This window comes from Marinobacter salexigens (genome assembly GCF_002806945.1).
Lineage (GTDB): Bacteria > Pseudomonadota > Gammaproteobacteria > Pseudomonadales > Oleiphilaceae > Marinobacter > Marinobacter salexigens.
In genome coordinates this window covers 235,186-261,371 of record NZ_NIHC01000003.1, presented here as the reverse complement: position 1 = coordinate 261,371, position 26,186 = coordinate 235,186, and the positions used below count along the sequence as shown (strand labels likewise).

Sequence of the window (26,186 nt, the reverse complement as noted above, 5' to 3'; positions counted from 1 at the left end):
ACCTGCTGGGTTCAGCCCAGCAGGTTGTCCAGCGGCTCTTCATAACTGGGTGCAAACACCTCCATAAAGTACATCACCTCTGGCAAGCCTTCCTGCATAAGTCTTTGCCGAATCTGCTTCTCCGCCGGCTCAAATTCACGGTTACCCGCACGCACTTCTGCCTGACACTTCAGCCAAGCCGACAAGCGGTCTGCTGCCTTGATCAGCTCACGATCCTCATCTGGTAATTGAGACTCCTGAAGGTAAGGCGCAAAGTCCTCGCGCAAGTCCTGCGGCAACAATGCCAAAAGCTCCGCTTCCGCTTTATGCTCAATGTCACCAAAGGCTTCCCGCATAACCTGGGAGTGGTACTTTACGGGCGTGGGCATATCCCCGGTTATAACCTCTGTGGCATCGTGGTACAGCGCCGCAGCGGCAAGCTTGTCGGCATTCACACGCCCACCGAAGTGGCGATTGCGAATCAGCGCCAAGGCATGGGCCAGGGTGGCCACTTCCCATGAATGGGTTGCGACATTTTCTTCGATGGCATTGCGCATCAATCCCCAACGCTTGATCCAGCGCAGGCGGGAAACGTAAGCAAAAAAATGACTGCTAGCCTTGGGCACGCGCCGTGTTCCTTTTGAATACTATTGTGTAATTTATACGCGCCTTAGCGGGCATCCAGCGTAAACCCTACAATAACCTTGCCATCTTCCGACACCGTCGCATCGCGGGAGGGTTCGAGCATAAAGAGCTGCTTGGCCGACACATTGTGAGTATCACGCAGTATATCCATCAGCGCACTGCCACGGGCACTGGCGAGATTATTCAGCGCCTCAGGTGCCAGTGATCGCTCGCCTGCAAGATACGCCTCGCGGGCCTCATTCCAGGCTTCCTCGGTCAACTCTTCGCTCTGGCTTGCCGCCATTTCATCACGCAGAAGCGCCAGCCCGTCGGCATCCGGTGAAACACCACCGCGAATGTTCAGCAGCAAATTCGGGCGATCAAGCAGGGCTTCTCCAAGAGTTGCCAGCTTCTCCGCCTCCCCCGGTACCAGCTTGGTAGTGCCCGGTTCGAAACCCACTTGCCCCAGTTCTTCGCCACTCAAGCCGGCAAGCTCAGCAATGGAGCCAAGCACACTGAACGGCGATGTGGCTGCTTTTGCCAATAAATTCACAAAGGCGCGCATCACCACCTGACCCACTCTGAAATCCGGGCTGTCCATATCGCCACTGATGGGCAGGTCCACTTCAATAACACCGTTGCTGTCCCGCAGCAGCGCCAGACCCAGTTTCACCGGAGCATTAATGGCTTCCTCACTGGCAATGGCCTGTCCCAGCCCAAGACGGTCCATAACCACCCGGTTCGAGGCTTTTATCTGGCTGCCGGTAATCTCATAATCAAGATCCAGTTCCAGCTTGCCACTGTCGATGCTATAGCCCAGATACCGCCCCAAATAAGGCGTAAGGGCAGGCAAGGAGAGGTTTTTCATCACCAAAGTGAGATTGTTGGTTTCTTCAGCCCCCAGGGTGCCGATTGTGCCGTCAAACTCAATGCTGGCACTGCTTCCTACTCGCCCTTTCAGGGCGACCTTACCCTGCTGCGGCGCCACGTTACTAAGGCCGGAAACCGTCCCGCTGAGCCGGTCGATGGAGGTTGTAAACGCCGGGTCCAAAGTACGATCCGTGTAATCGAGCGCGCCTTGTTCAATCATCAGCTGGCCGATGCGGAAGATAAAACCTGCCTCATCAGTGGATTCCTGCTGAGCTGGCTCAGCAGCATCACCGGTCTTGGAATCGAGGCTGATTTGTTCCACGTTATGAATGTTATCCGGGTTGCGCACCAGATTAATCGCCGGCTCAGCCAGCGTCACCGTGCCAATTTCCAGCCGAGCCGGGTGCACATTATACTCAATGGGGGTCAGGCGCAGCGTCTGCCATGACACAAGGCGTTCATTGCTGCCCGGCAATTGCAGATTCAACCCGGAAACCTCAGCATTGCCACTGAAAGTGCCGGTTAAAGGTTCCTGCTGGCTATCCAGATCCAGATTTCCATCCAGCCCCAGCGTACCGCCTGCAATGGCAAGATTGGCTGACTCCTGCAAATAGGGCTCAAAGGCCGCCAGCAGAATGCCTGAGCCTGAGATGGCGGCTTCCAATGTGAAAGGCTGAGGTGTTAACTGGCCCCTGACAGAAAGCTTGCCACCACTGCCAAGAGCAGCCTGTAGCTCATAGGACACCTGATCTTCCATGGCACTGTTAATGCTGCCGATAGATAACGATAGTGGTTCAAGTACGAGCTCTGCCGGCGATCCAGGCTGTTGATCCTGCCAAAGCACTCGGCCTTCAGACACATCAATGCCCGCAAGGGACCACCGAAACGGTTGCTGGGTTTCCGCAGGTGCGGGCGCGCCGGGCTCGGGGCCCTTTTGCTCGCTGTCCGCCTCACTCTCTTTGGAAAACTCGGCAAGCGAAGCAATCCAGTCAATCTCTCCGCCGTTGTTTCGCGCCAGTGCAACATCAGGCTGCGCCAAGGAGACTTTTCCAACCTGGGCTTCCCGGGCCCATAGATCAAAACCAATATCGTCGATGGCGATTGAAGCGGTGCTCAGCCGGGCCTGTTCAGCCTGTTTATTTGGCGCAACCGCCAGGTTTTCCACCAGCACCCGGCCATTGGTCGTGACAAGTTGCAGCCTTTCCCCGGTCTGCAACTCGTAATCGGAACCCACGGTAACTTTGCCGCCGAGCAAACCGTAGGGCAGGTAAGGGGCAAGAAAGTGCCCAAGGGTTTTGTGGTCGACCCCTGAAATGGCGAGATTCCCATTCGAATAAAGCGGTGTAACACTCAGGTTGCCCTGCCACTCAATCGTCTGGTCACCTATGGCTGCCTGCAGGTGATAGTCGCTGTTGCGATCATCCCGCTGCCAGGTAGCCAGATCGCTCAGGGTAAGATCCAGAGGCCTAATGCGAAACTCGGCCATATCCGGCTGAGTGAAATCCCGAAACAACAACTCGCCCCCGTTTATGGTGAACTGCTGCAGATACAGAGAGGGTGGCGACTGGCTTTCCTCTGGCTCAGCGGGCTCTGCAAGCTGGCCATCTTGTCGTGCGCTGGCAGACTGGAAATCACGGGCGAAGTTCACGCTGTAATCGTCAAGCAAATCCAACCGGATGTATGGCTCATCCAGCTCAATCGCTTCAAATCCGACAATGCCGCGAATCAACTCAAAGAAACTCAGGTTGATATACAGGCGATCAAACCCTACGACCTTTTCGCTATTATTATCTTGGGCCGACAGATTCAGAGCTTCTATGCTCAAAGCAAACGGGTTGCTGTTAATCTCGCCAATATCCGTCTGCCAGCCCATTTGCTGCACCAGTTGGTCGGGCAAGGCACGCTTCAACCACCAGGGCAGCACCAGAAATCCGGCCAGGCTATATAACACGATGAGTATGAGCACGCCGATGACCAGGTTTCTGGGAAGGCGACTGCGCTGACGGCTTTCAGCCACGGATATCTCCTTAGCGACTATGAAGTTCGAGGAAAACCTTTCCACAAGGATAGTCGGGTGGACACCTGTTTGTCAGCCACTGTGCAGCAACCGCTGACAGATGAAACTGAACTCTATATCCTGAAAGCTCGTATTCAGCTTGATTAATATTCTCTTTTAGATACATCTTTTTTAACTTCAGTGTATGAGGGCAGGCCTTTATGGACATCAGCGATATGCGTCGCGATTTTGAAAGTGAGGGCCTCGATCGCGAGGCGCTGAACAACGATCCGGTGCAGCAATTTGAAGGCTGGTTCGAAGACGCACGCAATGCCGGTATTCTCGAGCCCAACGCTATGTCCCTGGCCACATCAGGTGCTGACAATACGCCTGATTTACGTACGGTGCTGCTGAAGTACTTTGATAACCGCGGTTTTGTGTTCTATACCAATTATGAAAGCCGAAAGGCTCATGAAATTGGCGAGAACCCCAAGGCGGCGCTTTTGTTTCCATGGATTGGCCTTAACCGCCAGGTACGCATTCAAGGCAAGGTTGAGAAGGTCAGTAAAACCGAATCCCTCAAGTACTTTGCCTCGCGCCCAAGGGGCAGCCAGATTGGTGCCTGGGTTTCCGAGCAGAGCAAAGCCATCACCTCAAGAGGGCTACTTGAACAGAAAGTCTCCGAAATGAAGCGCAAGTTCAGCGAAGGCGAGGTGCCACTGCCCGGCTTCTGGGGTGGTTACCGTGTTGTGCCTGAACGCATCGAATTCTGGCAGGGCCGCCCTAGCCGTCTTCACGATCGATTTGAATACGTGAGGGACGGCGATGGCTGGCTCATTAAACGACTCCAACCTTGATTCCGGAGCTGCTCTGCACAAGCCCACCATCAAACTGTGCCATCAGACCGGGCGAGCGCCCCGGGTGGCACCGAGCTGGCTGACAGCCCACGAGCACGAGCGATTCGCCCAGCTCAGTGGCGACCGCGTGACTGAGTTCCTTACCAGCCGATGGTTGATCCGCCAGGCTTTAAGCAAGGCAGGCTCTATAGAGCCCGACCTGTGCTGTCCGGTGGAAGGGCGCCCAACCACCGCAGCCTGCCCGGCAGGCTGGCACCTCTCCCTGAGCCACAGCCATGGGCTCTCTGCCTGCGCGACTCAATACGGGTCCGCATTGGGTATAGACATAGAACCCAGCAAACGACACCCACGTTGGCAAAAGGTGGTTAAGCGCTGGTTCTCCCCGGTGGAGCAGGAGTGGCTGTTTCAAGAGGATGATGCCCAGGCTTTTCTCCAGGCCTGGACGCTGAAAGAAGCCTGGCTGAAGGCCACTGGCCGTGGCATTGCAGGCAATTTGCAAACGCTGGAGGTACGCAAAAACTTTGAACTCTACGGTGATCAGCCCGACGGTCACTGGCAAGCCTGTGTTTTTTACACTGAAGGTTTTCTGTGCACACTGGTGTACAGGCAAACCCCAAACGACCAAAGCGCCTCATGGCCAAGGATCACGCTGCTGGAACCACCCCTTGACGATTACAGCCTGAGCTCGGCGCAGGCACTGGATACGCACTGGGAGCCCATATTTCATCGCAAAATCCACGCAAAGCCACAGCCCTGACACCTATTTGAAAGGCCACCCCATGCCCGCATCCCAAGCAAATCAGGCACTTCCGGAGCGCTGCTCATGGTGCGGTACCGATCCGCTTTATGTGCACTACCACGACAGCGTTTGGGGAAGGCCAGAGTATGAAGACCTGGCGCTGTTCGAAAAGCTCTGCCTGGATGGCCAGCAGGCCGGCCTGAGCTGGATAACCATTCTGCGCAAACAGGAAAGCTACCGGGCGGCTTATGACAACTTCAACCCAGAGAAGATCATTCAGTACGATGATGCCAAGGTGGCGGAATTATTAGCCAATCCAGGCATTGTACGAAACAGGCTGAAAGTGCAGTCGATCATCAAAAACGCCAAAGGTTTTTTGAGCTTGCAGGAGGAAGGCAGGGGTTTTTCAGATTTTCTCTGGTCGTTTGTCGGGCATGCACCCATCCAGAATAACTGGCGCAGCTTTGAAGAGGTACCGGTTACCACGCCGGAATCCGAAGCCATGTCCCGGGCGCTGAAGAAAGCGGGCTTTAACTTTGTGGGCCCAACCATTGTTTATGCGTTCATGCAGGCCACGGGCATGGTCAACGACCACATGATTCACTGCCCGCAGCACGCTGAATGCCGTTCGGAGAGCCAAGACGTCTAGGGCTCTCCGAACTCTGAGGCATTACTCAGAGGCTGCCACAATAGCGTACCCATGGTTGTGAGGCTCAACCAAAGCACCGTGCAAAGCCATGATCGCTTTCTCATAGTTGCTTTCATCGACTACAAACTGGAGATCAACCTGGCGCATGCACTGATGCATGGCCAATACGTTGATCTTCTCTTCTGCCAGCGCTTTGACGGAACGCACAAGGATGTCTGGTATTTTTATATCACTGCCAATGGCAGAAACCACCGCCACTTTACGGGTACTGATTTCACCGTTGGGGAAATCGTCTTTCAACGCACTCACAACACGCTTGACGTGCTTGAGCGTGCTACCCACGTAATGGGTAATGGTGTTGGCGTTGGTATCCTTGGCCATAAAGCGCACTTTAAAGCGGCTCAGGATATCCAGGATACGACGGTCGGAGCCAGGCTCTCCCTGCATATCCTGGTCGAACACCTCAATAGCGAAAACGCCCTTTGCACCGGCAATAATCTCAACCTGTGGCTTTTCACTGATGTAATCACCCGTAATCAGAGTTCCAGTGTGCTCTGGCTCAAAGGTATTCATCACCCGCAGCGGGATCTCGGCTTGGCGCAGACCTTTACCGGCACGGGGATGAATGGCTTCCATACCCAGGTTTGCCAGCTGGTCGCCTACGTCGTAGTTGGTGCGCCCCAATGGAACCACTTTATCCGCACCCACAATATTGGGGTCTGCAGAACTCAGGTGGTATTCCTTGTGAATAATCGCTTCACGGGCGTCAGTAATGACTGCCACGCGGCTGAAGGTCATCTCACTGTAACCCCGATCGAAGGTACGCATCAGACCCTCTTTGCACTGGGCGTATCCGGTCACGATGGGCAGCTCGCGGCTTAAATCTACTGCATCAAACGCTTGCTTGAGCTTCTCGTCCAACGGCAACATCTCGGTATCGCGCCAGCCGGTAAGGTCAACAAAACGTGCATTGATACCTTCTTGCTGGAGCTTCAGGGCTGTGTTGAACGCACTGTGAGCTTCGCCAATACCGGCAAGCATTTCCCGCACCGTCAGCAAGTGTTCTTCCAGCTGAAACTGGCCATAGGAACACAAACGCTGCAGGTCAATCAGGCAGCCACGAACCCCTTCAATACGGTCGGTAATGAACTGATCTGCCTGCTGTTTGAGCATGGGATCTTCAAACAATTCGCCATTAATATCGGTGATGAACTTGATCAACTGGGTAAGGTCATCGCCCCAGGCCCAATCCGATTCGGCATCGGCAAACAGAGCATAAACGCCCGGCTCACCGGTTTTTTTGTGCTCCAGCAACTCATTGGTTACGCCACCGTAGGCCGACACCACAAAAATACGTTGATAGAGATCGTCTTTACTGCGGCTGCCAACAATAATGTTGTCGCGTACCGCTTCGTAATTGCTCATTGAAGTACCGCCGATTTTCTCGACGGTATGTAATTGGCTTGTCATAGTCCTACCCTGGCTTACCGTGCAGTGTAAATGTCCTGATTAATGGAAGGCGTCTTACGACGCCTCACTCATGCTTTCCTGCATGATTTCATCCACACTCTTTGCCAGCAAATCAGCACCCAGCTTCAGGTCTTCCTTGCTGGTGGTCAGCGGCATCAGGCATTTGATAACTTCATCATTCGGGCCACTGGTTTCAATGATCAGGCCGTGCTCAAACGCACGCTTGGTAACCGGGCCAGTAATCTCAGCGTTCTTCGCTTCGATGCCGCGCATCAAACCACGCCCTTTCATTTTGAACTCACCGGGATACTTATCGCAAATGGCCTGCAGCGCATCGCCAAGCACCTGGGTTTTTTCCTTCACCTCGTTGGCAAAGCTGTCATCTTTCCAGTAGGTCTCAATGGCAGCGCGGGCCGTCACAAACGCCATGTTGTTACCACGGAAGGTACCGTTGTGCTCACCGGAACTCCAAATGTCCAGCTCTGGCTTGAACAGTACCAGCGCCATGGGCAGGCCATAGCCGCTCAGGGACTTGGATACGGTCACGATATCCGGCTTGATGCCAGCAAACTCAAAGCTGAAGAACTCACCTGTACGACCATTACCTGCCTGGATATCATCCAGAATCAGCAGCATGTCATGCTTCTTACACAGGGCTTCCAGGCCCTTCAGCCACTCGGCACGGGCAGCATTCAAGCCACCTTCACCTTGAACAGCCTCAACAATAACGGCAGCTGGCACCTCAACACCGGAAGAGCCATCTGTCAGCAGCTTGTCCATAATGGCCAGGCTGTCTACGTCTTCACCCAGGTAGCCGTCGTAGAACATGAAGTCCACATTGCTCAGCGGCGCGCCAACACCACCACGGTGGTGCTTGTTACCGGTTGCAGCAACCGCACCCATGGTTACACCGTGGAAACCGTTGGTGAACGAAATAATGCCGGTACGGCCTTTTACCTTACGGGCCAGCTTCAGAGCAGCTTCCACACAGTTAGTGCCTGTGGGGCCGGTAAACTGCATTTTGTAGTCCAGACCACGGGGCTCGAGAATGTGCTTCTTGTAGGATTCCATGAAGCCCTGCTTGGCTGTAGTAAACATATCCAGGCCCTGGCTCACACCGTCAGACTCAATGTACTCAAGCAGCGCTTTTTTCAGCGTGTCGTTGTTATGGCCGTAGTTCAATGAACCGGCACCGGCCAGAAAATCCAGGTACTGCTTGCCGTCTTCAGTGTAAAGATGCGCATTCTTGGCGCGGTTAAAAATCACTGGAAATGCACGGCTGTATACGCGTACTTCGGATTCAGTGGACTTGAAAATTTCCATTGTATTACCTCATTGCCTTCCGGCATTTTAATGCAGAATTTTTAAACGATAGCTCTGATGCTTTGACGTGCGGGCACTCAGGGACTCTTGGTAAACGGCCCGATGCGCAGCAGAAATTCAGAATCGTGCTTGCCGCCAAAATGGATGCCTTTCTCAAAGTGCTCATGGTGCTCAATCTCTGCGCCCATATCTCGCGCAAAGGAACGGAACAATGCCCATGAGGCTTCGTTATCAGCGGTAATCGTGGTCTCCATGTAGGTCACGTTTTTGCACGCTTCCCGGGCCACAATCTCTTTCAGCATCCGCTTGGCCAAGCCTTGACCGCGACCCTTTTCATGAACGGCAACCTGCCATACAAAAACGGTTTCGGGTTTTCGGGGAGGGATATATCCGGATATAAAACCAACCAGATCGCCATCTTTCTCCGCAGCTACGCCGGTGTCGGCAAAATCGCTGCACTGCAGGAGGTTGCAGTAAATGGAATTGGCGTCCAGTGGAGGGCACTCTGCTACCAACTGGTGGAGCCTGAAGCCATCATCCTTGGTGGGGGTACGAAGGGTGATGGCGGTGGTATTCGATCCTTCAGAAGTCATAACTTAAGTGGTTCGCTCTTAAAATTAAGCGGTAAATTATATAGACCACAAAATATATTTCAAGTCGGACCGGGAATTTGCACCCCGGAAAACACCGATACTTATCTTAAGAATAGTCTGAAGCACTGAGTTCGCAAGCACCACTAGGCCTCTGACAGCAGGGGGAAAACCAAGTCGCCAGGGCTAAGCGATGCGCCTTCAACGATGCGTTTCCGATATGATTTTTCAGCTGGCGATCCCTGCGGCCAGAGCCGATCAAACTGCTCCATCCACGCACTGACATTATAATTCACGGGCATCAGATCCACATGCAACCCACCACCCACAGCCAGGCCAGCGATAGACTCAACTGCTGGTGCCGTGCGGCTTATGCGTGTGATCAGACCTCTCACATCCCCACTCAGGTTACCCATACCCGACGAGCCGTTATTGGCCACTGCACAAGGCCGCCCCTGAACAACGCCAGACCAAAGCACTGGCAGACATGTATGGGTAGAGACCATCACATCTGCGCCCGATTCCCGGAACCAGCTGTCAAGACAGCCCTGGTTCCCAGCAGCAAAGGATTCATAGGCCAACCCCCATCCCGCCAAAGACTCCGGATCACCGTGCAACACCAAAACCTTTAGTCCTCCAAGCATCAAGCACTGATATCTTGGGAGAACGGCTAAGCGCTGCTGAATGTCGGGGTGTGTAGCGGCGAGATTTTGCAGCCTCGACATAATCTGATTTGAGCGCTCAACCACACCCTGATCTACAAATTCAGGGTAGGCACAACCACACCCGGCACCCGCACTGGGAGCAGCCAGCTCAAAATCTACGTTGCCCAGAATAGCCGTGTGCTTCAGCACCCGATTGTTGATATCGCGGAAGAGCTCGTTACTGGCGTTAAACCAGTTAAAATCGCCGTTGAACACCAGCTTTACGCTGCGCCCATGCCGTTCTTCGGCGAGCGCCATCTTCTCAATTTCATCCAGAGCAAACGGATTGCCGTAGAGCCCGCCAATTACATAAATAACGTCTTCGGCCACCGGCACAGGGTCGGCGCACAAAGAAGCAGGTTGATAGCGATACGCCAGCGGACAACTGCGGCCTTCTGTCATCGCGCTTCTCCGGCCGCCAAAGTTTTCCCCGCAAGCAGGCGCACAGCCAGCGGCAGGAAGAAACCAGCGGTGCAGATCAGGAATCCATAAGCGTTAACGCCCAACAGCGTGGCGTACTTGCCATCCCCAATCGCCCAGCTCGCCGGAATAAGCCCCGCCGCCAATAGAACGCCAAGCACCAGGCCTGTCCAGAAACTGAGATGAAAGCTCCACGGTGACCAGCGAGTGAATCCATAAAACAGAAACACCGGCGCCAGCCCCATCACCATAGTGCCGGAAACGGTGGTGGCCTTGAGAATATCCGTGCCTGCGAACATCGGCAGGTTGCCAATGACCGCGAACACGACCATTACCACCGCACCCACACGCATGCTCGGCAGCCGGTCTTTCGCCCCTTGCACCAGCCGCGGCAAATCCACCGCCAGAGATTTGGCCAACGAGGTAAAGGTGGAATCCAGAGTAGAGCCCGCAGACGTCATCATCACCACACTCATGAAAAACAAGGCCGCCAGCCCCAACGACTGCCCCACAGCCACCGGCGCATTACCCATGGCATCAATACCGCTAAGGCGAGCGTGAACACCCACCAAACTGAACAAAAACACCGCCACAAAGCCCAACAAACCCGCCACCACAAAGCTCTTGAGCATGGTTTTTTCCTTATTCACAAAGGCACGGTCCGTCAGCACTGGGTCATGGAAGGGATAGCTAAACATCTGCAACAGAGCCACCAACAGCAAATCGAAACCCGCGTTCAACCGAAATTCACCCTCGCTCAAGAGCGCAGAGGTATCATTGGCGGGGATAATCATGAACAGCACCGCACCCAGGAAAGACACAAACACGAACGTTTGAATCACATCCGTAAAAATAGAAGAACGCAGCCCGCCCTTCAGGCTGTAAGCCAGCGTAAACGCCGTGAACACCATCGCCGCAAGGTAATACTCCAACTCCCCCGGAAGCCCGAAGTAACCACCCACAACCGCCGTATTGCTCCAAACCTCGTTATACAACCGAATCAGAATAGCCGCCGCAAACGCCAACCCCGCAAAACGCCCAAACCGAGACGTAAGAAAATCCTGCAGACTCCGTGCGCCGGTCTGCGTGCGTATCAGATAAATCACATACCCGGCTACCGGAATCGAAAGCCAGTAACTGGCATAAGCCAGCCCCCCGACCACCCCGTAATCCGCCCCCAGATTCGCCGCATTGGTCACCGACTTGGCAAAAATCCAACTGATAAAAACACTGGCCGTAAGCGACCACTGACTAACCGGATTACCCTGATCATCAGCGCCTTTGTAAAAAGACTCCGAGTTCCTGCTCTTCGGCGACAGCACATACATAACCACGCCATAAACCAGCAAAAACCCCCAAAACAAGGCTGCTTCTGTGATGTTCACTGTTGTTTGTTTCCTCGTTGTATTCCGGGATTTTTTTTCGTTTTCCAGCTTCGAAGGTATCGGTGCTGGTGGGGTTGGGGTCAAAAAACCGCCCGTGAACCCATCCATGGGGGGCTTGGTCGCGCCATCCCTGGCGCTCCACATTTTTTGACCCCAACCCCACCAGCACCTTGGCTGAACCACGTTCTTTCGTTCCCCGACAAAAAAGCGCCTGAAACACTTACATTTTTAAATCATGAGGCTCGCAAGGTGTTCCCGCGGTATGGGGGGTGACGTTTTATTTTCGCCGGAAAAAGATGTCTGAGCGCAGCGAGTTATTTTTCCAAGAAAATAAAACGTCACCCCCCATGCCGCCAACTCCAACCAACCAATCCTGAAAATCAGACAGGCGCCGAACAACTAGCCCCATAGCGATAACAAGAAAAACACCGGTGATGCCGCAACATAATCCGCTCATCCATACTCTCGGCAAGCGACCCACCCAAATCATACTGCGGGTCATCATCCACCAGCGTGCACGCATAAACCCGCACCGCATCGCCCTTCTTCACCAGCATCCGCGTATAGGTACACATAAAATGCGCCCGACTATCCACCGTCGGATACTTCTCCATGCAGCCCTCAGTAATCTCAGGGCTACCATCCTCGGAACCCGGCGTACCCAAATCAGGAAACGCCGTGAACGCCAGATTCTCTGGAATTTTCCATTCCCGGAAAATCCCACGGAAAGCCGCCTCTACTTCTGCCGGCACCTCACCTGCATCAGTCTGGCGAGCAACAGACACCTTGAAACCCTGCTCAATCAGCCAGTGAATCCCCTCCAGCGCCTGATCAAAACTTCCCTCACCACGATCCTTGTCGTGACGGGCACGATCAGGAAAATCCAGGCTCACACGGAAATGAATCGGGCAGGGATTATCCAACAACGGCAACACTTGATGCCGGCGCTTCAACAGTGGTTCAGTGGCATTGGTCAACACAAAGCAGGGCCGGTGCTGGCTGGCGTAATCAAGAATGTTCACGAAGTCGCGAATCACGAACGGCTCACCACCCGTGAAAGAAAACTGCTCCACACCCATATCAATAGCTTCATGAATAAACGGCTTCACATCGCTCAGCTTCATGCCGGGAATACGGCCATCACCGGGATGACTGCCTTCCAGGCAGAACGGGCAAGCCAGGTTGCAGGCCGTACCCGTGTGAATCCACAGCTCTTTCAGCTTGTCCGCATCAATGTAACCCCGAGGATCACCATTGCGGGTGTGCGTCCAGCTGTCATGGGCTCTCGGTGCCAGCACTTCTACCGCCGGAATGCGTTGCCTGGCAGGCTTTGTTTCAATCAGGGGCATGGATGCTCCTTGGTGCTGTGACACTATGGCGTCACGTTTGAAGTGTCGGGCAGCCGGCGCTGATTTTTGCCACGCCGCCAACCGTGTAATTTTTCCAACAGTTTGAGAACGCCCTCGGGCGCATTCGCACGCTTCCACTCACCGGCGGCGTACTTGGCTGATTCGTTCCATGTGGGATAAGGGTGAATCGTGCCCAGAATTTTGTTCAGCCCCAGGCCGTGCTTCATGGCCAGCGTAAACTCCGCGAGGATTTCACCAGCGCGGGAACCTACAACCACCGCACCGAGAATCTTATCCTTGCCTGGGGGCGTGAGCACTTTGATGAAGCCGTAGTCTTCGCCGTCTGTGATCGCCCGGTCGAGGTCATCCAGGCCGTAGCGGGTTAGCTCATAGGGCACACCTTGCTCTTTCGCCTCCGCCTCACTGAGCCCCACACGAGCCACTTCCGGCGAAGTGAAGGTAACCCAGGGCATAACCCGGTAATCCACCTTGAAGCGCTTGAACTGTCCAAACAGACCGTTTACTGCCGCATACCACGCCTGATGAGAGGCCGCGTGAGTAAACTGATAAGGCCCAGCCACATCGCCGCAAGCAAACACATTGGAGTAGCGCAGGCTCATATCGTCTTCCACAGCCACCGCACCATTGGGCAGAGTCTCCACGCCAATCCGCTCCAGATTCAGGCCAGCGGTGTTTGCAGTGCGGCCCACGGCCACCAGCACCTGATCGAATGGAATGCGTATCTGTTTGCCGTTGTGATCGCAGTAGGCCACTTTCTCGCCGTCTTCCATACAGAATTTCGTGGCCGCATGGTTCAGGCGCAGATCAACACCGTCTGCTTCAAACTGCTGCTTGATCAGAGCAGAAACATCTCCGTCCTCTTTTACCAATATGCGGTCACCACGCTGAACCTGAATCACCTTGGTTCCCAGACGCACAAAAGCATGGGCAAGCTCAGACCCAATAGGCCCACCTCCCAGTATCAGTAACCGCTCCGGCTGCTCCTCCAGATCCCACAGCGTGTCTGAGGTCAGCGGGCTCATATCCTCAAGCCCGGGTATTGCAGGCATAGCCGGTTTACCACCCGTTGCAACCACAATACTGCGTGCCGTGAGGCGCTCGGTGCGGCCATCGTTGTGCTTTATTTCCAGCTCCCAAGGGGAAATAAAACTGGCTTCGCCGAAAATACAGTCCACGCCCAACTTCTGATATCGCTCGGGGGAATCGTGTGGCTCAATTTTGGCAATCACATCTTTAACCCGACCCATAATGTTCTTGAAGGAGCCCTTCACAGGCACAGATTCCAACCCGTAACGATTAGCATGGCGCAGGGTGTCTGCCGCTTTGGCACTGCGAATCAATGCCTTGGAAGGCACACAGCCTGTATTCAGGCAATCACCACCCAGCTTGTGCTTTTCAATCAGCGCCACCTTGGCTTTTACGGCCGCAGCAATGTAGGCAGTAACCAGCCCCGCAGACCCTCCACCAATCACCAGCATGTTGTAATCAAAGGATTCCGGCTTTTGCCAGCCAGCATAAACACGGCGACGGCGAACAAAGCCCACCACAAATTTGGCGATCAACGGAAAAACACCCAGCAGGGCAAAGGAGAGCAGCAGATCGGCCGAAACGATGTCAGAGGTGGACTGTATCTGGCCCAGCTGGGTTCCCGCATTCACATAGATAAACGTGCCCGGCAGCATCGCCACCCAACTTACCAGCGCATAGGTGCGCAGCTTCATCGAGGTCAGGCCCATGGCCAGATTGATCAGAAAAAACGGAAACACTGGCACCAGCCGCAAGGTGGCGAGATAGAAGGCGCCGTCTTTTTCCACCCCACGATCCATCTTGGCTACAGCTTCCCGATAGCGGGAGCGCAGAGTGTCGCGCACCAGGAATCTTGCAACAAGAAACGCGAGGCAAGCACCCAAAGTCGACGCTACGGATACCGCGAGCAGGCCATAAAGGTTGCCAAAAAAAGCACCGCCAGCGAGGGTCATAATCACTGCGCCGGGCAGAGAAAGAGCTGTCACCACCACATAAATAGCGGTATATCCTGCAATCGCCAGCAGTAGGTTCGCCTCAATCCATTGGTCAAGGCTCGCCTGATGGGATTGCAGGTTTGCCAGGGTGAGCAGTTTATGGCCATCCAGGCCAATAAAAGTGCCAACCACAGCCGCAATGGCCAGAATCAGTATCAGCTTACTTCGCTTCATGTTTAAGCCTGTGAGAAATGTATACAACAATACGTCTACAGCTGTGACAGGATCACGGCCCGAATGTTACAGCGCGCATGAAATGAATTTGAGAAACTACCCTGAAGATAAAAAACCAAATATACACAACCGGAGCGAAGAATGTTTCTGAACTGGCTTGCGAAGCATCTTGCCGCCTACCTTACCAAACAGGTAACGCAGCACTCTGTAGCCACCTCAACCTATGAGGCCATGCAAAAGGCGCTCAGGCCCGGGGACGTTTTGCTTGTGGAGGGTGATACACGCATTAGCGTAGCAATAAAGTACCTGACCCAATCCACCTGGTCTCACGCGGTTCTTTATCTGGGGCCCGATGCCGGTTTGGGAACGTCAGAAGACGGCGAGCCCCACACACTGATTGAGGCAGACCTGGAGGTTGGCATTCGCCCTCTGCCCCTATCCTTCTACCGCAACAGCCATACCCGGATCTGCCGACCTGTAGGGCTGAATGACGACAACATTCGCATGCTTACCGATTACGCCCTGAGCCGGCTGGGTAACCAGTACGACCTGAAGAACGTGTTTGATCTGGCGCGCTACCTCATCCAGACACCACCGGTTCCTTCACGGCACAGGCACAAGTTGCTCTCCCTCGGCAGCGGCGACCCTACGCGAACCATTTGCTCCACGTTTATTGCAGAAGGTTTCCAGCGCCTGCGCTACCCCATACTTCCGACCATCGACACCATTCCATCAGATGACCCGAACTGCCAGCACTGCATACGTGAGCATTACCGAATCCGGCAAACATCCTTGTTCACGCCACGGGATTTCGATGCATCTCCGTATTTCCGGATTATCAAACCCACTCTGGAAAGCAACTTCGATTTCCGGGCCATCAACTGGGCCGATCTTTAACCGGTATTGCCCAATTTTCACCCCCGACTATGCTTCAGGTACCATGCGCGTTTTAAGGAGGCTTTATGAAAACACGACTGATCCATGCCTTGCTCGCCATTTCCCTGCTCACCAGCACACCTTTGCTGGCGCAGGATAAACCCTTACGCGTCGGCATGTCCGGCCAGTATTTCCCGTTTACCTTTGTTGAGCAGGATGAACTCAAAGGTTTTGAAGTCGATATCATGAACGCTCTGGGCGAAGAAATGGGGCGTGACATCCAGTACGAAACCGCGAATTTCTCCGGCCTGTTCGGCATGCTGCAATCCGGGCGCATCGATACGGTGGCCAACCAGATCACCATCACGGATGAGCGCAAAAAAGCCTATGTGTTCAGCGACCCCTACGTGTACGACGGGGCTCAGGTTGTCACCAAAAAAGGCAATACTGACATCCGCCGTGTCGAAGACCTGAAGGGGAAAACCGTTGCGGTGAACCTGGGCTCCAACTTCGAGGCGCTACTGGTAGAGCTACCCTATGCAGACCAGATCACCATTAAAACCTATGAAAGCAACCTGGAGCGGGACACCGCCCTGGGGCGTGTGGATGCGTTTGTGATGGATCGGGTCAGTGCCAGCCAGATCATCAAGGAGAAGCCATTACCCCTTGAACTGGCAGGCCCCACTTTTTCCCAGATCACCAATGCTTACCCTTTCCACGACACGGAAGCCGGGCGGGCCCTGCGGGACGAAGTTAACAAGGCCATGGCGACCCTGCGCGATAATGGCACCCTGGCGTCCATTTCCGAGAAATGGTTCGGCACCGACATCACCAAGCCCTGAGGGGCACACCGAGGCCTGATTCCCTATGGACGTGTTGAACGTCGAATACATGCTTGGCTTGGTACCTGTACTGCTCAGGTACCTGCCGCTTACCCTGCAACTGGCGGGCATAGGAATGGTGCTGGCACTGATCCTTGCCTGCCTGTTTGCCGTTATCCGGGTGCTGCGCATTCCGGTGCTTAACCAGCTAACCATCGTGTTCATTTCTTTCTTCAGGGGTACACCGCTACTGGTGCAGTTGTTCCTGTTCTACTACGGGTTGCCGCAACTGTTCAGTGCGCTAACAGTGATTGATGGCATCACCGCCACCATCATGGGCCTGACCATGCACTTTGCGGCCTATATGGCCGAATCCATCCGCGCCGCCATCGTGGGCGTTGATCGCAGCCAGACGGAAGCTGCCCTGTCCATCGGCATGACCAATGGCCAGCTGATGCGGCGGATTGTGCTGCCCCAGGCCACACGGGTGGCCTTGCCTACCCTGATGAATTATTTCATCGACATGATCAAGGCAACCTCTCTCGCTTTCACCCTGGGGGTTACCGAGCTCATGGGCGCTACCCAGAAAGAAGCCGCCGGCAGCTTTCTGTACTTCGAGGCGTTCATTGTTGCCGCCATCATGTACTGGATTGTGGTGGAACTGCTTTCCAAGCTTCAGAACTATCTGGAAACCCGCCTGAACAAGGCCTATAACCGATGATCAAACTGACATCACTGAGCAAACATTTTGGCAAAACGGTCGTTCTTGACGAGATCAACCTGACCATTGAGAAGGGCGAAATTGTGGTCATCATCGGTCCTTCGGGAACCGGCAAATCCACCCTGTTGCGCTGCATCAACTTCCTGGAGCAGCCAACCGCCGGAACCATGACCGTGGGAAATCTCACGGTGGACGTAAACCGCGCCAGCCGGGCGGATATCCTTGCCATGCGCCGCCACACCGCTTTCGTATTCCAGAACTATGCATTATTTGCCAACAAAACCGCACTCCAGAACATCGCCGAGCGCCTGCTGGTGGTGGATAAATGGCCCAAAGAAAAGGCTTACCAAAGAGCGCGGCAGATCCTCGAACAGATCGGCTTGGCAAATAAGGCAGATGCCTACCCGGCGTCCATGTCTGGTGGTCAGCAGCAACGGGTTGGCATTGGCCGCGCCATGGCCGCCGAGGCCGAGGTTATCCTGTTTGATGAACCCACATCCTCGCTGGACCCTGAGTGGGTGGAGGAAGTGCTGGGGCTGATGAAGCAACTGGCCTCAGAACGCCAGACCATGATGGTGGTCACTCACGAAATGTCTTTCGCCAGAGACGTGGCTGACCGGGTAATCTTTATCGACGGTGGCCGCATTGTGGAACAGGGGCCACCCAGCGAAATCTTCTCTAACCCGAAGGACCCCCGTACAAAAGATTTTCTGAAGAAAATTCTGGCCACCAACCCTGTGTGAGGGATCACCTATCGCCCCAGAGGCAAGGGCACGTCAAAGAGGAACAAGCCGGAACCAAATCACTGTGGTTCCGGCAAGAGCCTTGAACAGCGGTGTTACTGTTCAGGCAAGTTAGCGCAAATCCGGGTTCAGGGTGTAGGTGCCGGTTACCCGGGCACTGGCCAACACGTGGCCTTTCATGGCCTCGCGCACTGCATTGCCATCAAACTCCCCGGAAAGCCCCAGCGTTTCAACATCCAGGGCATGCACTTCGTAGTGATAGTGGTGCAGCAGCTCATCGTTCCAGGGCGGGCAGGGGCCGTCGTAGCCGTAGTAGGTGCCTGCCATATCCGGATTGCCAGCCAGAAACTGGGTAAAGTTATTCACCCCGCGCAGGCCAAAGGGGCCGGAACTCTGATCCTTGCCCTTGGGAGTAACGCCGTCACTGTCTTCGCCTTCTGGAATCCTGCTGATACGAGCGGGAATGTCCACCAGCAGCCAGTGGAAAAAATCCACCCGGGGTATATCCCTCGAAATGGTTTTACCTTCCTGGTTTGCATCGTCTGCCACGCTGGGCACATCCGGATCAAACATCATGATCACAAAGCTTTTGGTGCCTTCCGGCGCACCTTCCCAAGACATCCCCGGGTTGCGGTTGGGCCCAAAGCTCATACGATCTTCCGGATGGTACACGCCGAACGCGAATGTATCCGGGACCGGTTTGCCGTCTTCAATCCCCTCAACGTTCAGTTTCATGGTGTTTTCTCCTGTCAGTTATTGAGGTTAGTAAGCAAATTGCTACCTCGATTGTGCCAGAGTCCAGCCTATTCTGTGATAATACCTTGTATCAACAGTATCCTGTTCATGTATAACCCAGCTTTCAGCCCCTTCCATTTTGAAAGAGCACTGCATGTTCAATAAAGGCCAGATTATTCACCACAGTCGGGACAAGCTCGGCAGCATTCTGGTAATCGACTACCGTAAACACCGGGTACTTACGTTCAACTCGGTGTTTGAACAAAGCAAAATCGACCGGCGCCACCCGCACCTTCCCGTGCACGAGTACAATCGTGCCATGTTTCTGCCTGTCGCCTTCAATACTCCCCAGCACATCACCATACTGGGGCTCGGCGGCGGTGTAATGGCCAGCGCCTTTCATCATCTTTTTTCAGAGTGCCACATTCACGCTGTTGAACTGCGCGAAGCCGTGCTCTACGTGGCTCGGGAATACTTTGATCTACCCGAGAGCAAGCGCATTGAAGTAACCATTGCCGATGCCCGGGCGGCCCTGAGTGATGCGCCGGATAGCAGCACGGATTTAATCCTCGCAGACCTGTACAACGCAGACCGTATGAGCCCGGCGCAGGCCCAACGCCAGTTTGTGGAAAGCTGCAACCGGGTGTTGAGCCACAATGGCTGGCTGGTCTTGAACTACCACCGCACACCAGACCCGGACGGGCCTTATTTCCGCCAGCTCCGAAAACACTTTCCTGTGTTGCTCATGTTCAAAAGCAAAACCAACAACATTGTTGTGTATGCCAGTAAACAGCCCATCGAGGCAATACACCCGCACGACCCAGCACTGGCCAGCCTCGAACGGCAGTTACCCATCGGCTGGGCCCGGTTAATGGGCAGGGTCAGCCGCCTTTGAATTCTTCCAACGCCGTTAACCGGCTTGAATCCACTTCTCCCGGGGCGCTTTATAGCTCTTGAACCCCTCAATCAAGGCGCCCGGGGTGTCTGCCAACACAATCATATCGAGGTATTTCTGCCTGACAAATCCAGAATCGACCATGGTTTTGACCATCTCGAGCAGGGAGTCATAAAACCCCGTCACGTTATAAAGGGCGCAAGGCTTCTGGTGAATACCAAGCTGCCCCCAGGTCCACACCTCAAAGATCTCCTCCAGTGTGCCAATGCCGCCGGGAAGCGCCACAAAACCATCGGCCAACTCGGCCATTTTTGCCTTGCGCTCATGCATGCTATCCACAACATGCAGCTCGGTAAGGCCAGGGTGCGCCAACTCACGGTTAACCAAGTGCTGGGGAATCACGCCATAAACCTTACCGCCATTGGCCAGCACGGCATCAGCCACAATGCCCATCAGGCCAACGTGCCCCCCACCAAAAACCATATCTATACCGTTATTACCGAAGAACTCGCCCAGCTCCCTGGCCTTTTCAAGGTATAGCGGCTCATTACCGGAACGGGATCCACAGTAAACTGCTACTTTCATATTTTCCTGTCTCTTGCTGTGTTTCTAATGATAAATGGGTCTTCAGACCAATTGTACGAGCTGCCCGGCGCGCGCTAGAATTCTTCTCGCAGCCCCGTATCCTACCTGTAAGCCTGCCCCAGTGACGACAGCCAAGCGTTTTTCCGCAAGAGCGTTTGGCTCTCATTACTTAAAGGTCTGAACGCTATGGATAACCTTCATCACATTGTAGTGGTCGGCGGTGGTGCCGGCGGCCTCGAACTTGTTACCAGCCTGGGCAGAAAACTCGGCAAAAAAGGCAAAGCCCGCGTAACCCTGGTAGACGCCGGGCTAACCCACGTGTGGAAGCCTCTTTTGCACGAAGTGGCCTCTGGCTCACTGGATGCCAACTCCAACGAAGTAAACTACCGGGCTCATGCCCGCAGGCATCACTACGAATTCCAGCTGGGGCGCATGAACGGCCTCAACCGTGAGGCGAAAGAGCTGATTATTGCCCCGTTTGTGGACGGCGAGGGCAATGAAGTTGTGCCTGAACGCCGCCTGAAATACGACACCCTGGTGCTGGCTGTGGGCAGCACCGCCAACGACTTTGGCACACCGGGGGCACAGGAGAACTGCTTGTTCCTCGACAGCCTGCAGCAGGCACGGCGCTTCCACAACCTGATGCTCAACGCCTTTCTGCGCAAAAACCACGACGCCATGCAGGGCCGGGAGCACAAGCTCAACATCAGCATTATAGGCGCAGGCGCCACAGGTGTTGAGCTGGCGGCCGAACTGCGAATGGCCTCCCGGGAATTGCCGGTATATGGCATGAACCACCTGCAAGCCTCGGATGTAACCATTACCGTGATAGAAGCCGCAGACAGAATCCTGCCCGCGCTCCCCGGCCGGCTTTCTTCAGCCGCCACCAAAGAACTCGGCCGCCAGCATGTGAAAGTTCTCAATGGCCAACCCGTAAGCGAGATTCGCCCCGGCCTTGTAGTACTGAAAGACGGCACCGAACTGCCCTCGGAAATGACCATCTGGGCTGCCGGCATTAAAGCCCCGGCTTTTCTGGCCAACCTCGACGGGCTGGAATCCAACCGTAGCAACCAGCTGATAGTGCACCAAACCCTGCAAACCACCCAGGATGCAGACATATTCGCCTTCGGCGACTGCGCCGCCTGCCCGCAACCGGATTCAGACCGGCCCGTAGCGCCCCGCGCCCAGGCCGCACACCAACAAGCCGACACCCTGTTCAAAACCCTGTGCAACCGGCTGGAAGGCAAAGATGCCGTGCCCTTTGTGTACAACGACTACGGCTCGCTCATCAACTTCAGCCACTACACCACCGTAGGCAACCTGATGGGCAACCTTTCGGGCCGCAGCATGTACATTGAAGGCAAGGTAGCCCGGCTGTTTTATGTGTCGCTCTACCGCATGCACCAGGTAGCTCTGCACGGCTTTCTGCGAACAGGGGTAATCTGGTTTATGGATAAGATTAGCAGGGCGATGCAGCCTCGGATGAAGTTGCATTGATGGGCTGAAAACCCGCGACTCAACCCAGCCCCTCGATCAACGTACTAAATTTCACAATTCTAGTAGATGTGGCGAGCACCCACGCTTATACTAATTTTTTGGAATTTAGTACTTGGGGGAAAATGATGAAAGTTCCTGCCTCACCGCCGCCACAAAAAAACCTGCTCGAAATCCTCAAAAGTGGTGACGCAGACAAAATCGCGCTTCTATTCAATCGGGCTGTTGGGCCATGCGACAGCCAGGGCCGATACCTGCACTGGGACAAACTCAGACATCTGACCGTGCCAGAAGGGTATGATGCAGAATTGTACTGGCTGGTGATGCGGGATGCTCGAAACCGGATTTCAAGGGAGCTGCCTTTCAGGGACAAAAATGGAGCACCATTCCAGTTCTGCATGCCAGATACAGTGATACGGGATATTCTGTGGATCAGTGAAAACGCCACTGGTGCAATAGAAGCTGACAGCAAAATATCAGACCCGCGAACCAAGCAAACCTACCTTATAAATTCCCTTATTGAAGAAGCAATCAATTCAAGCCAATTGGAAGGTGCCTCCACAACCCGTCGTGTTGCCAAGGAAATGTTACGTTCGGGAAGAAGGCCCAAAGATCATTCCGAAAAAATGATCCTCAACAACTATAACGCCATGAATTTCATCCATGAATACAAGGGTGAATTGCTTACAAAATCCATGATATTCGAACTGCACCGAATTGTTACGGACGACACCCTATCAGACGAAGATGCAGGAAAAGCCGGTGTGCTCCGGGGTAAACACGATGACATCAGGGTTTACTCTCACGATGACAAGCTACTGCATACCCCGCCACCCTGCGAGGAACTCGAAAACCGGCTGCAGATGATTTGCAACTTTGCAAACATGGATAATGAAAACGATGCCTACTTCATACCGCCTGTCATTCGAGCCATCGTTATCCACTTCATGATTGGTTACGACCACCCATTTGTTGACGGCAATGGCAGGACGGCAAGGGCACTTTTTTACTGGATGATGGCCAAGGAAGGCTATTGGCTGATGGAATATATTTCCATATCAAGAATAATAAAGCAGGCTCCGGCGCAATACATGTACGCCTACCTTCACACAGAAACCGACAGCAATGACGCAACCTATTTCATCATCCATCAGCTTGAGGTTATAAAAAAAGCCATAAAGGACTTGCATAGCTACCTTGCGGACAAGGCAAGCGAATACAGGGAAGCCGAAAGGTTGCTTGAAAAATCGAAACTGAGCGGGGTTTTGAATTACAGGCAGTTGGGACTGCTGAAAAACGGACTGGATAATCCGGGAATGGAATATACGATCAAATCCCACCAGAACTCCCATGGAATTGCCTACCAGACCGCGAGAACGGACTTATTAGCCCTCTCGGACGATTTCAAGCTGTTAAGAAAGTACAAGATGGGCAAAAAGGATGTTTTTGTTGCACCGGCAAACATGATTGATCTGATCAAGAATGGGTAGCCAGATGGCGTCACAGAACTGCGACCAAGAAAAACAAGGAAAAATCGCACGATTTTGTGACCTGAGTGTAACGTCAAAATTGCAAATATCGCCCTCCCTAGTATACTGTATATAAATACAGTGATTGTTTTCAGGGAGCACCACTATGAAGAAGGAACTTCAAACCTCAAAGAGCGTTCTTGATGAAGGCATCGACAGAACTCTCCGCCTCACTATCCCGATTCCCAACCCGGACACGGTTACGCCCAAAGACGTTATTCGATATCGAGTGCTCGTCGCCCAAGCCTGGATAGAACGGGATATTGAACAAAGTTTTTTACCCGAAGACATTTCCGATTTCGCGGCGATTGGGGAATATTGCGATCATAATATGTACTTGGTGGACGAAGCCCTCCACGGCTCCAAAGTTGGAAGCTTTTATGAGTGGGGCTGGGAGGTGCAGAAAGTATGTGACCACTTCAATGTCGTGGCAGATGCTCTCAGCGCTTGGCTGGGTTCAGGAAGAAAAGGAAGCGCAGCCGACTATATTGATATCGAAGCTTCTTTCAGCTGAGGGTTCAAGGCCAGTCCGGGCTTGTTTCACCGAAAACGTCCGAGCCAGCAATCCATGCTGACAGGTCATCAATGACAGGGGCAAAAGACTTGGCAGCTGCGCCTTTTATGGAACATTCCCATAGAACGAACACTCGCCAGCCTTGGCCCAGCAGTGTGTCGATGTTTTTACGATCACGCGCTTGGTTAGCTTCGATTTTCGCACGCCAGAAATCTGGTCGCGTTGCAGGCCACTTGAACAAGTGACAACTGTGCCCATGCCAAAAGCACCCGTTTACAAATATAACGGCCCTGTATCGCGGAAGCACAATGTCTGGCCTGCCTGCAAGATCCTTGCGGTGGAGGCGGTACCGGAAACCCTTTGCATGTAGCGCTTGCCGGATAACAAGCTCCGGTTTTGTGTTTTTGCCACGGATACCGGACATCATTCGTGAGCGTGTTTTCTGATCAACAATATCAACCATTTGGTATTAAAGCCTGGAATTCATTTAGAGGCCTGGTATGCTAATGCGCCATCAACTTTCAGTGATCTTCTCATGAAAAACCAAATCAAAATAATTGATCTTTTCGCTGGGCCGGGCGGTCTGGGGGAAGGTTTTTCAGCTCTGAAAACCAGCAGCGGAGCCTTCCCATTCCAGATCGCCGCTTCTGTAGAAATGGAACCAAGCGCACACAAAACACTAACGCTCAGAGCGTTCTTTCGCCAGTTCCGAGGCGAAAAAGTGCCAAAGGCATATTACGATTACATTCGTTCAGGTGGCCGGGGGGACTTGGACGAGGCTTTCAGCCAATACGCCGAAAAGCTCCAAGCCGCGAAGCAAGAAACGCTGGGGGGCCCAAAGGCGCTTGGTAGCGAAGACCACGATGAGATTTTTACGGCAATTGAGGATGCTCTAAAAGGACACGAAGGGCCAACAGTTGTAATTGGTGGCCCACCTTGTCAAGCCTACTCGTTAGTCGGGAGGGCACGAAACAAGGGCAACAAGTCTTATCAGCCCGAGGACGACGCTCGGCATTTCCTTTATCAGGAATATCTCAAGGTTCTGGACCTTGTGAATCCAGACGTTTTTGTAATGGAGAACGTAAAAGGCATCCTGACATCCAAGGTAAATGGAAATCCTATCTTCGAAGAGATCCAGAAAGATTTACGGCATCCCGGCAAAGCCGTTGGCAATCATGGCAGTGACGTGGAGTACGATCTCTATCCCTTGGCGGTGGAAATAGGCAAAGGACGTGCTAAGTACTCAGGTAAAGACTTTGTTATACGTGCAGAGGAGTTTGGCATCCCCCAAGCTCGCCACCGAGTCATTATTCTGGGTGTGAGGAAAGACCATCAGCAGAAAGTACCCAGCGCCCAACTCCTCTGTCAGTGGCAGACCGACAAGTTAATAACTGCCGACCAAGTCCTATATGACCTTCCCTCTCTAAGAAGTGGTCAAACCAAGGTTCTTGAGAACGATTTTAAGGCGTGGCTTGATAATTTGAAAAAGGCCGAAGGCCATGCGAGCTCAACACCCGCGCTTCGTAATGCAGCAAAAAGATTTGCACGGGAAGCCGGCAGTCGGCCTAGTGTAGATCCAGGCCAAGGCCTGCCATTTGTAGAGCAAGCCGAAAAGAACCTTGAACGAATGCCTGAAGACTTACGAAATTGGTACTTGGACAAAGAGCTGGGAGGCGTCCCAAATCACCAGGCGAGAAATCATATGCCGGAGGATCTGCACAGGTACTTCTATGCTAGCTGCTATGCAGAGATCAACGGAGGCGCATCCCCAAGATCTTCAGACTACCCAGACGAGCTGGCACCCGCTCATAAAAACTGGAAAAGTGGCCACTTTGCAGATCGCTTCAAGGTTCAATCTCGCCACAAAGTAGCAAGCACCGTTACCAGTCATATTTCAAAAGACGGGCACTACTTCATTCACTATGATCCTGCACAATGTCGCAGCCTCACTGTTCGTGAAGCCGCAAGGATTCAGACGTTTCCTGATAATTATTTCTTCGAGGGAAACCGGACTCAGCAGTACGTTCAGGTCGGGAATGCCGTGCCCCCTTTATTGGCTAAAAAGATTGCCTTGGTTGTTCATGAGCTTCTTTGCTAATTGG

24 protein-coding genes are annotated in these 26,186 nt (G+C 53.7%); 12 read left to right on the top strand and 12 right to left on the bottom strand.

The features are described from left to right. Positions 1-11 precede the first annotated feature (11 nt). Together yfbR and CDH47_RS06115 are read right to left on the bottom strand one after the other, a co-directional pair. Entirely contained in the window at positions 12-605 is a 594-nt protein-coding gene (gene yfbR / locus CDH47_RS06120) for a 5'-deoxynucleotidase (protein ID WP_100638975.1), read from the bottom strand. Between the two features lie 44 nt (positions 606-649). Further along, positions 650-3,490, bottom strand: coding sequence for a DUF748 domain-containing protein (locus CDH47_RS06115; RefSeq protein WP_100638974.1), 2,841 nt, complete (start codon positions 3,488-3,490; stop codon positions 650-652). Between the two features lie 200 nt (positions 3,491-3,690). Here CDH47_RS06115 and pdxH point away from each other — a divergent pair, with 200 nt between their 5' ends. Genes pdxH through CDH47_RS06100 form a run of 3 tightly spaced genes read left to right on the top strand, consistent with a single transcriptional unit; the run spans position 3,691 to position 5,714 of the window. Beyond that, positions 3,691-4,326, top strand: a complete 636-nt coding sequence (pdxH, locus tag CDH47_RS06110) for a pyridoxamine 5'-phosphate oxidase (protein ID WP_100638973.1) — start codon at positions 3,691-3,693, stop codon at positions 4,324-4,326. After that, positions 4,295-5,083: a 4'-phosphopantetheinyl transferase family protein gene (locus CDH47_RS06105; protein WP_100638972.1), complete on the top strand. Its 789-nt coding sequence runs from the start codon at positions 4,295-4,297 to the stop codon at positions 5,081-5,083. The genes pdxH and CDH47_RS06105 overlap by 32 nt, the downstream gene beginning before the upstream one ends. A 22-nt stretch (positions 5,084-5,105) precedes the next feature. After that, positions 5,106-5,714, top strand: coding sequence for a DNA-3-methyladenine glycosylase I (locus tag CDH47_RS06100; protein ID WP_100638971.1), 609 nt, complete (start codon positions 5,106-5,108; stop codon positions 5,712-5,714). A gap of 21 nt (positions 5,715-5,735) precedes the next feature. On the opposite strand, the gene CDH47_RS06095 is transcribed toward CDH47_RS06100, so the two are convergent. From CDH47_RS06095 to CDH47_RS06065, 7 genes are all read right to left on the bottom strand, one after another. Beyond that, on the bottom strand, positions 5,736-7,184 hold the full coding sequence (locus CDH47_RS06095) for an aspartate kinase (RefSeq protein WP_100638970.1): 1,449 nt from the start codon (positions 7,182-7,184) through the stop codon (positions 5,736-5,738). Between the two features lie 54 nt (positions 7,185-7,238). Further along, positions 7,239-8,507 (bottom strand): diaminobutyrate--2-oxoglutarate transaminase, encoded by a 1,269-nt coding sequence (ectB, locus tag CDH47_RS06090; RefSeq protein WP_100638969.1) that lies wholly within the window; start codon positions 8,505-8,507, stop codon positions 7,239-7,241. 77 nt (positions 8,508-8,584) lie between these two features. Then, positions 8,585-9,100 (bottom strand): diaminobutyrate acetyltransferase, encoded by a 516-nt coding sequence (ectA, locus tag CDH47_RS06085; RefSeq protein WP_100638968.1) that lies wholly within the window; start codon positions 9,098-9,100, stop codon positions 8,585-8,587. A gap of 143 nt (positions 9,101-9,243) precedes the next feature. Next, positions 9,244-10,203 carry a hypothetical protein gene (locus CDH47_RS06080; protein WP_100638967.1) on the bottom strand — a complete coding sequence of 320 codons (960 nt, stop codon included), beginning with the start codon at positions 10,201-10,203 and terminating at the stop codon, positions 9,244-9,246. Continuing rightward, complete coding sequence (locus tag CDH47_RS06075; protein ID WP_100638966.1) at positions 10,200-11,606, bottom strand: sodium:solute symporter family transporter; 1,407 nt, start codon at positions 11,604-11,606, stop codon at positions 10,200-10,202. The genes CDH47_RS06080 and CDH47_RS06075 overlap by 4 nt, the downstream gene beginning before the upstream one ends. A gap of 380 nt (positions 11,607-11,986) precedes the next feature. Further along, positions 11,987-12,955, bottom strand: a complete 969-nt coding sequence (locus CDH47_RS06070) for a radical SAM protein (RefSeq protein ID WP_100638965.1) — start codon at positions 12,953-12,955, stop codon at positions 11,987-11,989. 23 nt (positions 12,956-12,978) lie between these two features. Beyond that, positions 12,979-15,171, bottom strand: a complete 2,193-nt coding sequence (locus tag CDH47_RS06065) for an FAD-dependent oxidoreductase (protein ID WP_100638964.1) — start codon at positions 15,169-15,171, stop codon at positions 12,979-12,981. A gap of 141 nt (positions 15,172-15,312) precedes the next feature. Between CDH47_RS06065 and CDH47_RS06060 the strand changes: the two genes are divergently transcribed. The 4 genes from CDH47_RS06060 to CDH47_RS06045 all read left to right on the top strand — a co-directional run bounded on the left by CDH47_RS06060 (position 15,313) and on the right by CDH47_RS06045 (position 18,332). Then, complete coding sequence (locus CDH47_RS06060) at positions 15,313-16,068, top strand: C40 family peptidase (RefSeq protein ID WP_100638963.1); 756 nt, start codon at positions 15,313-15,315, stop codon at positions 16,066-16,068. 65 nt (positions 16,069-16,133) lie between these two features. After that, entirely contained in the window at positions 16,134-16,889 is a 756-nt protein-coding gene (locus CDH47_RS06055; RefSeq protein ID WP_100638962.1) for an amino acid ABC transporter substrate-binding protein, read from the top strand. Between the two features lie 25 nt (positions 16,890-16,914). Next, positions 16,915-17,589, top strand: a complete 675-nt coding sequence (locus CDH47_RS06050) for an amino acid ABC transporter permease (RefSeq protein ID WP_100638961.1) — start codon at positions 16,915-16,917, stop codon at positions 17,587-17,589. Next, entirely contained in the window at positions 17,586-18,332 is a 747-nt protein-coding gene (locus CDH47_RS06045) for an amino acid ABC transporter ATP-binding protein (RefSeq protein ID WP_100638960.1), read from the top strand. Before CDH47_RS06050 ends, CDH47_RS06045 begins: the two co-directional genes overlap by 4 nt. A gap of 111 nt (positions 18,333-18,443) precedes the next feature. On the opposite strand, the gene CDH47_RS06040 is transcribed toward CDH47_RS06045, so the two are convergent. Beyond that, entirely contained in the window at positions 18,444-19,067 is a 624-nt protein-coding gene (locus CDH47_RS06040; RefSeq protein ID WP_100638959.1) for a YbhB/YbcL family Raf kinase inhibitor-like protein, read from the bottom strand. A 154-nt stretch (positions 19,068-19,221) separates the two neighbouring features. Here CDH47_RS06040 and CDH47_RS06035 point away from each other — a divergent pair, with 154 nt between their 5' ends. After that, positions 19,222-19,962 carry a spermidine synthase gene (locus tag CDH47_RS06035; RefSeq protein ID WP_100638958.1) on the top strand — a complete coding sequence of 247 codons (741 nt, stop codon included), beginning with the start codon at positions 19,222-19,224 and terminating at the stop codon, positions 19,960-19,962. A 15-nt stretch (positions 19,963-19,977) separates the two neighbouring features. Here CDH47_RS06035 and CDH47_RS06030 read toward each other — a convergent pair whose 3' ends face one another. Next, complete coding sequence (locus tag CDH47_RS06030; RefSeq protein ID WP_100638957.1) at positions 19,978-20,547, bottom strand: TIGR00730 family Rossman fold protein; 570 nt, start codon at positions 20,545-20,547, stop codon at positions 19,978-19,980. A 186-nt stretch (positions 20,548-20,733) separates the two neighbouring features. On the opposite strand from CDH47_RS06030, the gene CDH47_RS06025 reads away from it, so the two are divergent. The 3 genes from CDH47_RS06025 (at position 20,734) to CDH47_RS06015 (ending at position 24,084) form a co-directional block, all read left to right on the top strand. Next, positions 20,734-22,044: an NAD(P)/FAD-dependent oxidoreductase gene (locus CDH47_RS06025; protein ID WP_100638956.1), complete on the top strand. Its 1,311-nt coding sequence runs from the start codon at positions 20,734-20,736 to the stop codon at positions 22,042-22,044. A 305-nt stretch (positions 22,045-22,349) separates the two neighbouring features. Next, the gene (locus CDH47_RS06020) at positions 22,350-23,531 is read left to right on the top strand and encodes a Fic family protein (protein ID WP_205077532.1); all 1,182 of its coding nucleotides are present in this window, start codon (positions 22,350-22,352) and stop codon (positions 23,529-23,531) included. Positions 23,532-23,676: 145 nt separating this feature from the next. Beyond that, on the top strand, positions 23,677-24,084 hold the full coding sequence (locus CDH47_RS06015) for a hypothetical protein (RefSeq protein ID WP_100638954.1): 408 nt from the start codon (positions 23,677-23,679) through the stop codon (positions 24,082-24,084). 4 nt (positions 24,085-24,088) lie between these two features. Here CDH47_RS06015 and CDH47_RS06010 read toward each other — a convergent pair whose 3' ends face one another. Further along, the gene (locus CDH47_RS06010; RefSeq protein ID WP_100638953.1) at positions 24,089-24,547 is read right to left on the bottom strand and encodes a very short patch repair endonuclease; all 459 of its coding nucleotides are present in this window, start codon (positions 24,545-24,547) and stop codon (positions 24,089-24,091) included. Positions 24,548-24,619: 72 nt separating this feature from the next. Between CDH47_RS06010 and CDH47_RS06005 the strand changes: the two genes are divergently transcribed. Beyond that, positions 24,620-26,182 (top strand): DNA cytosine methyltransferase, encoded by a 1,563-nt coding sequence (locus CDH47_RS06005; RefSeq protein WP_100638952.1) that lies wholly within the window; start codon positions 24,620-24,622, stop codon positions 26,180-26,182. Positions 26,183-26,186 lie beyond the last annotated feature (4 nt).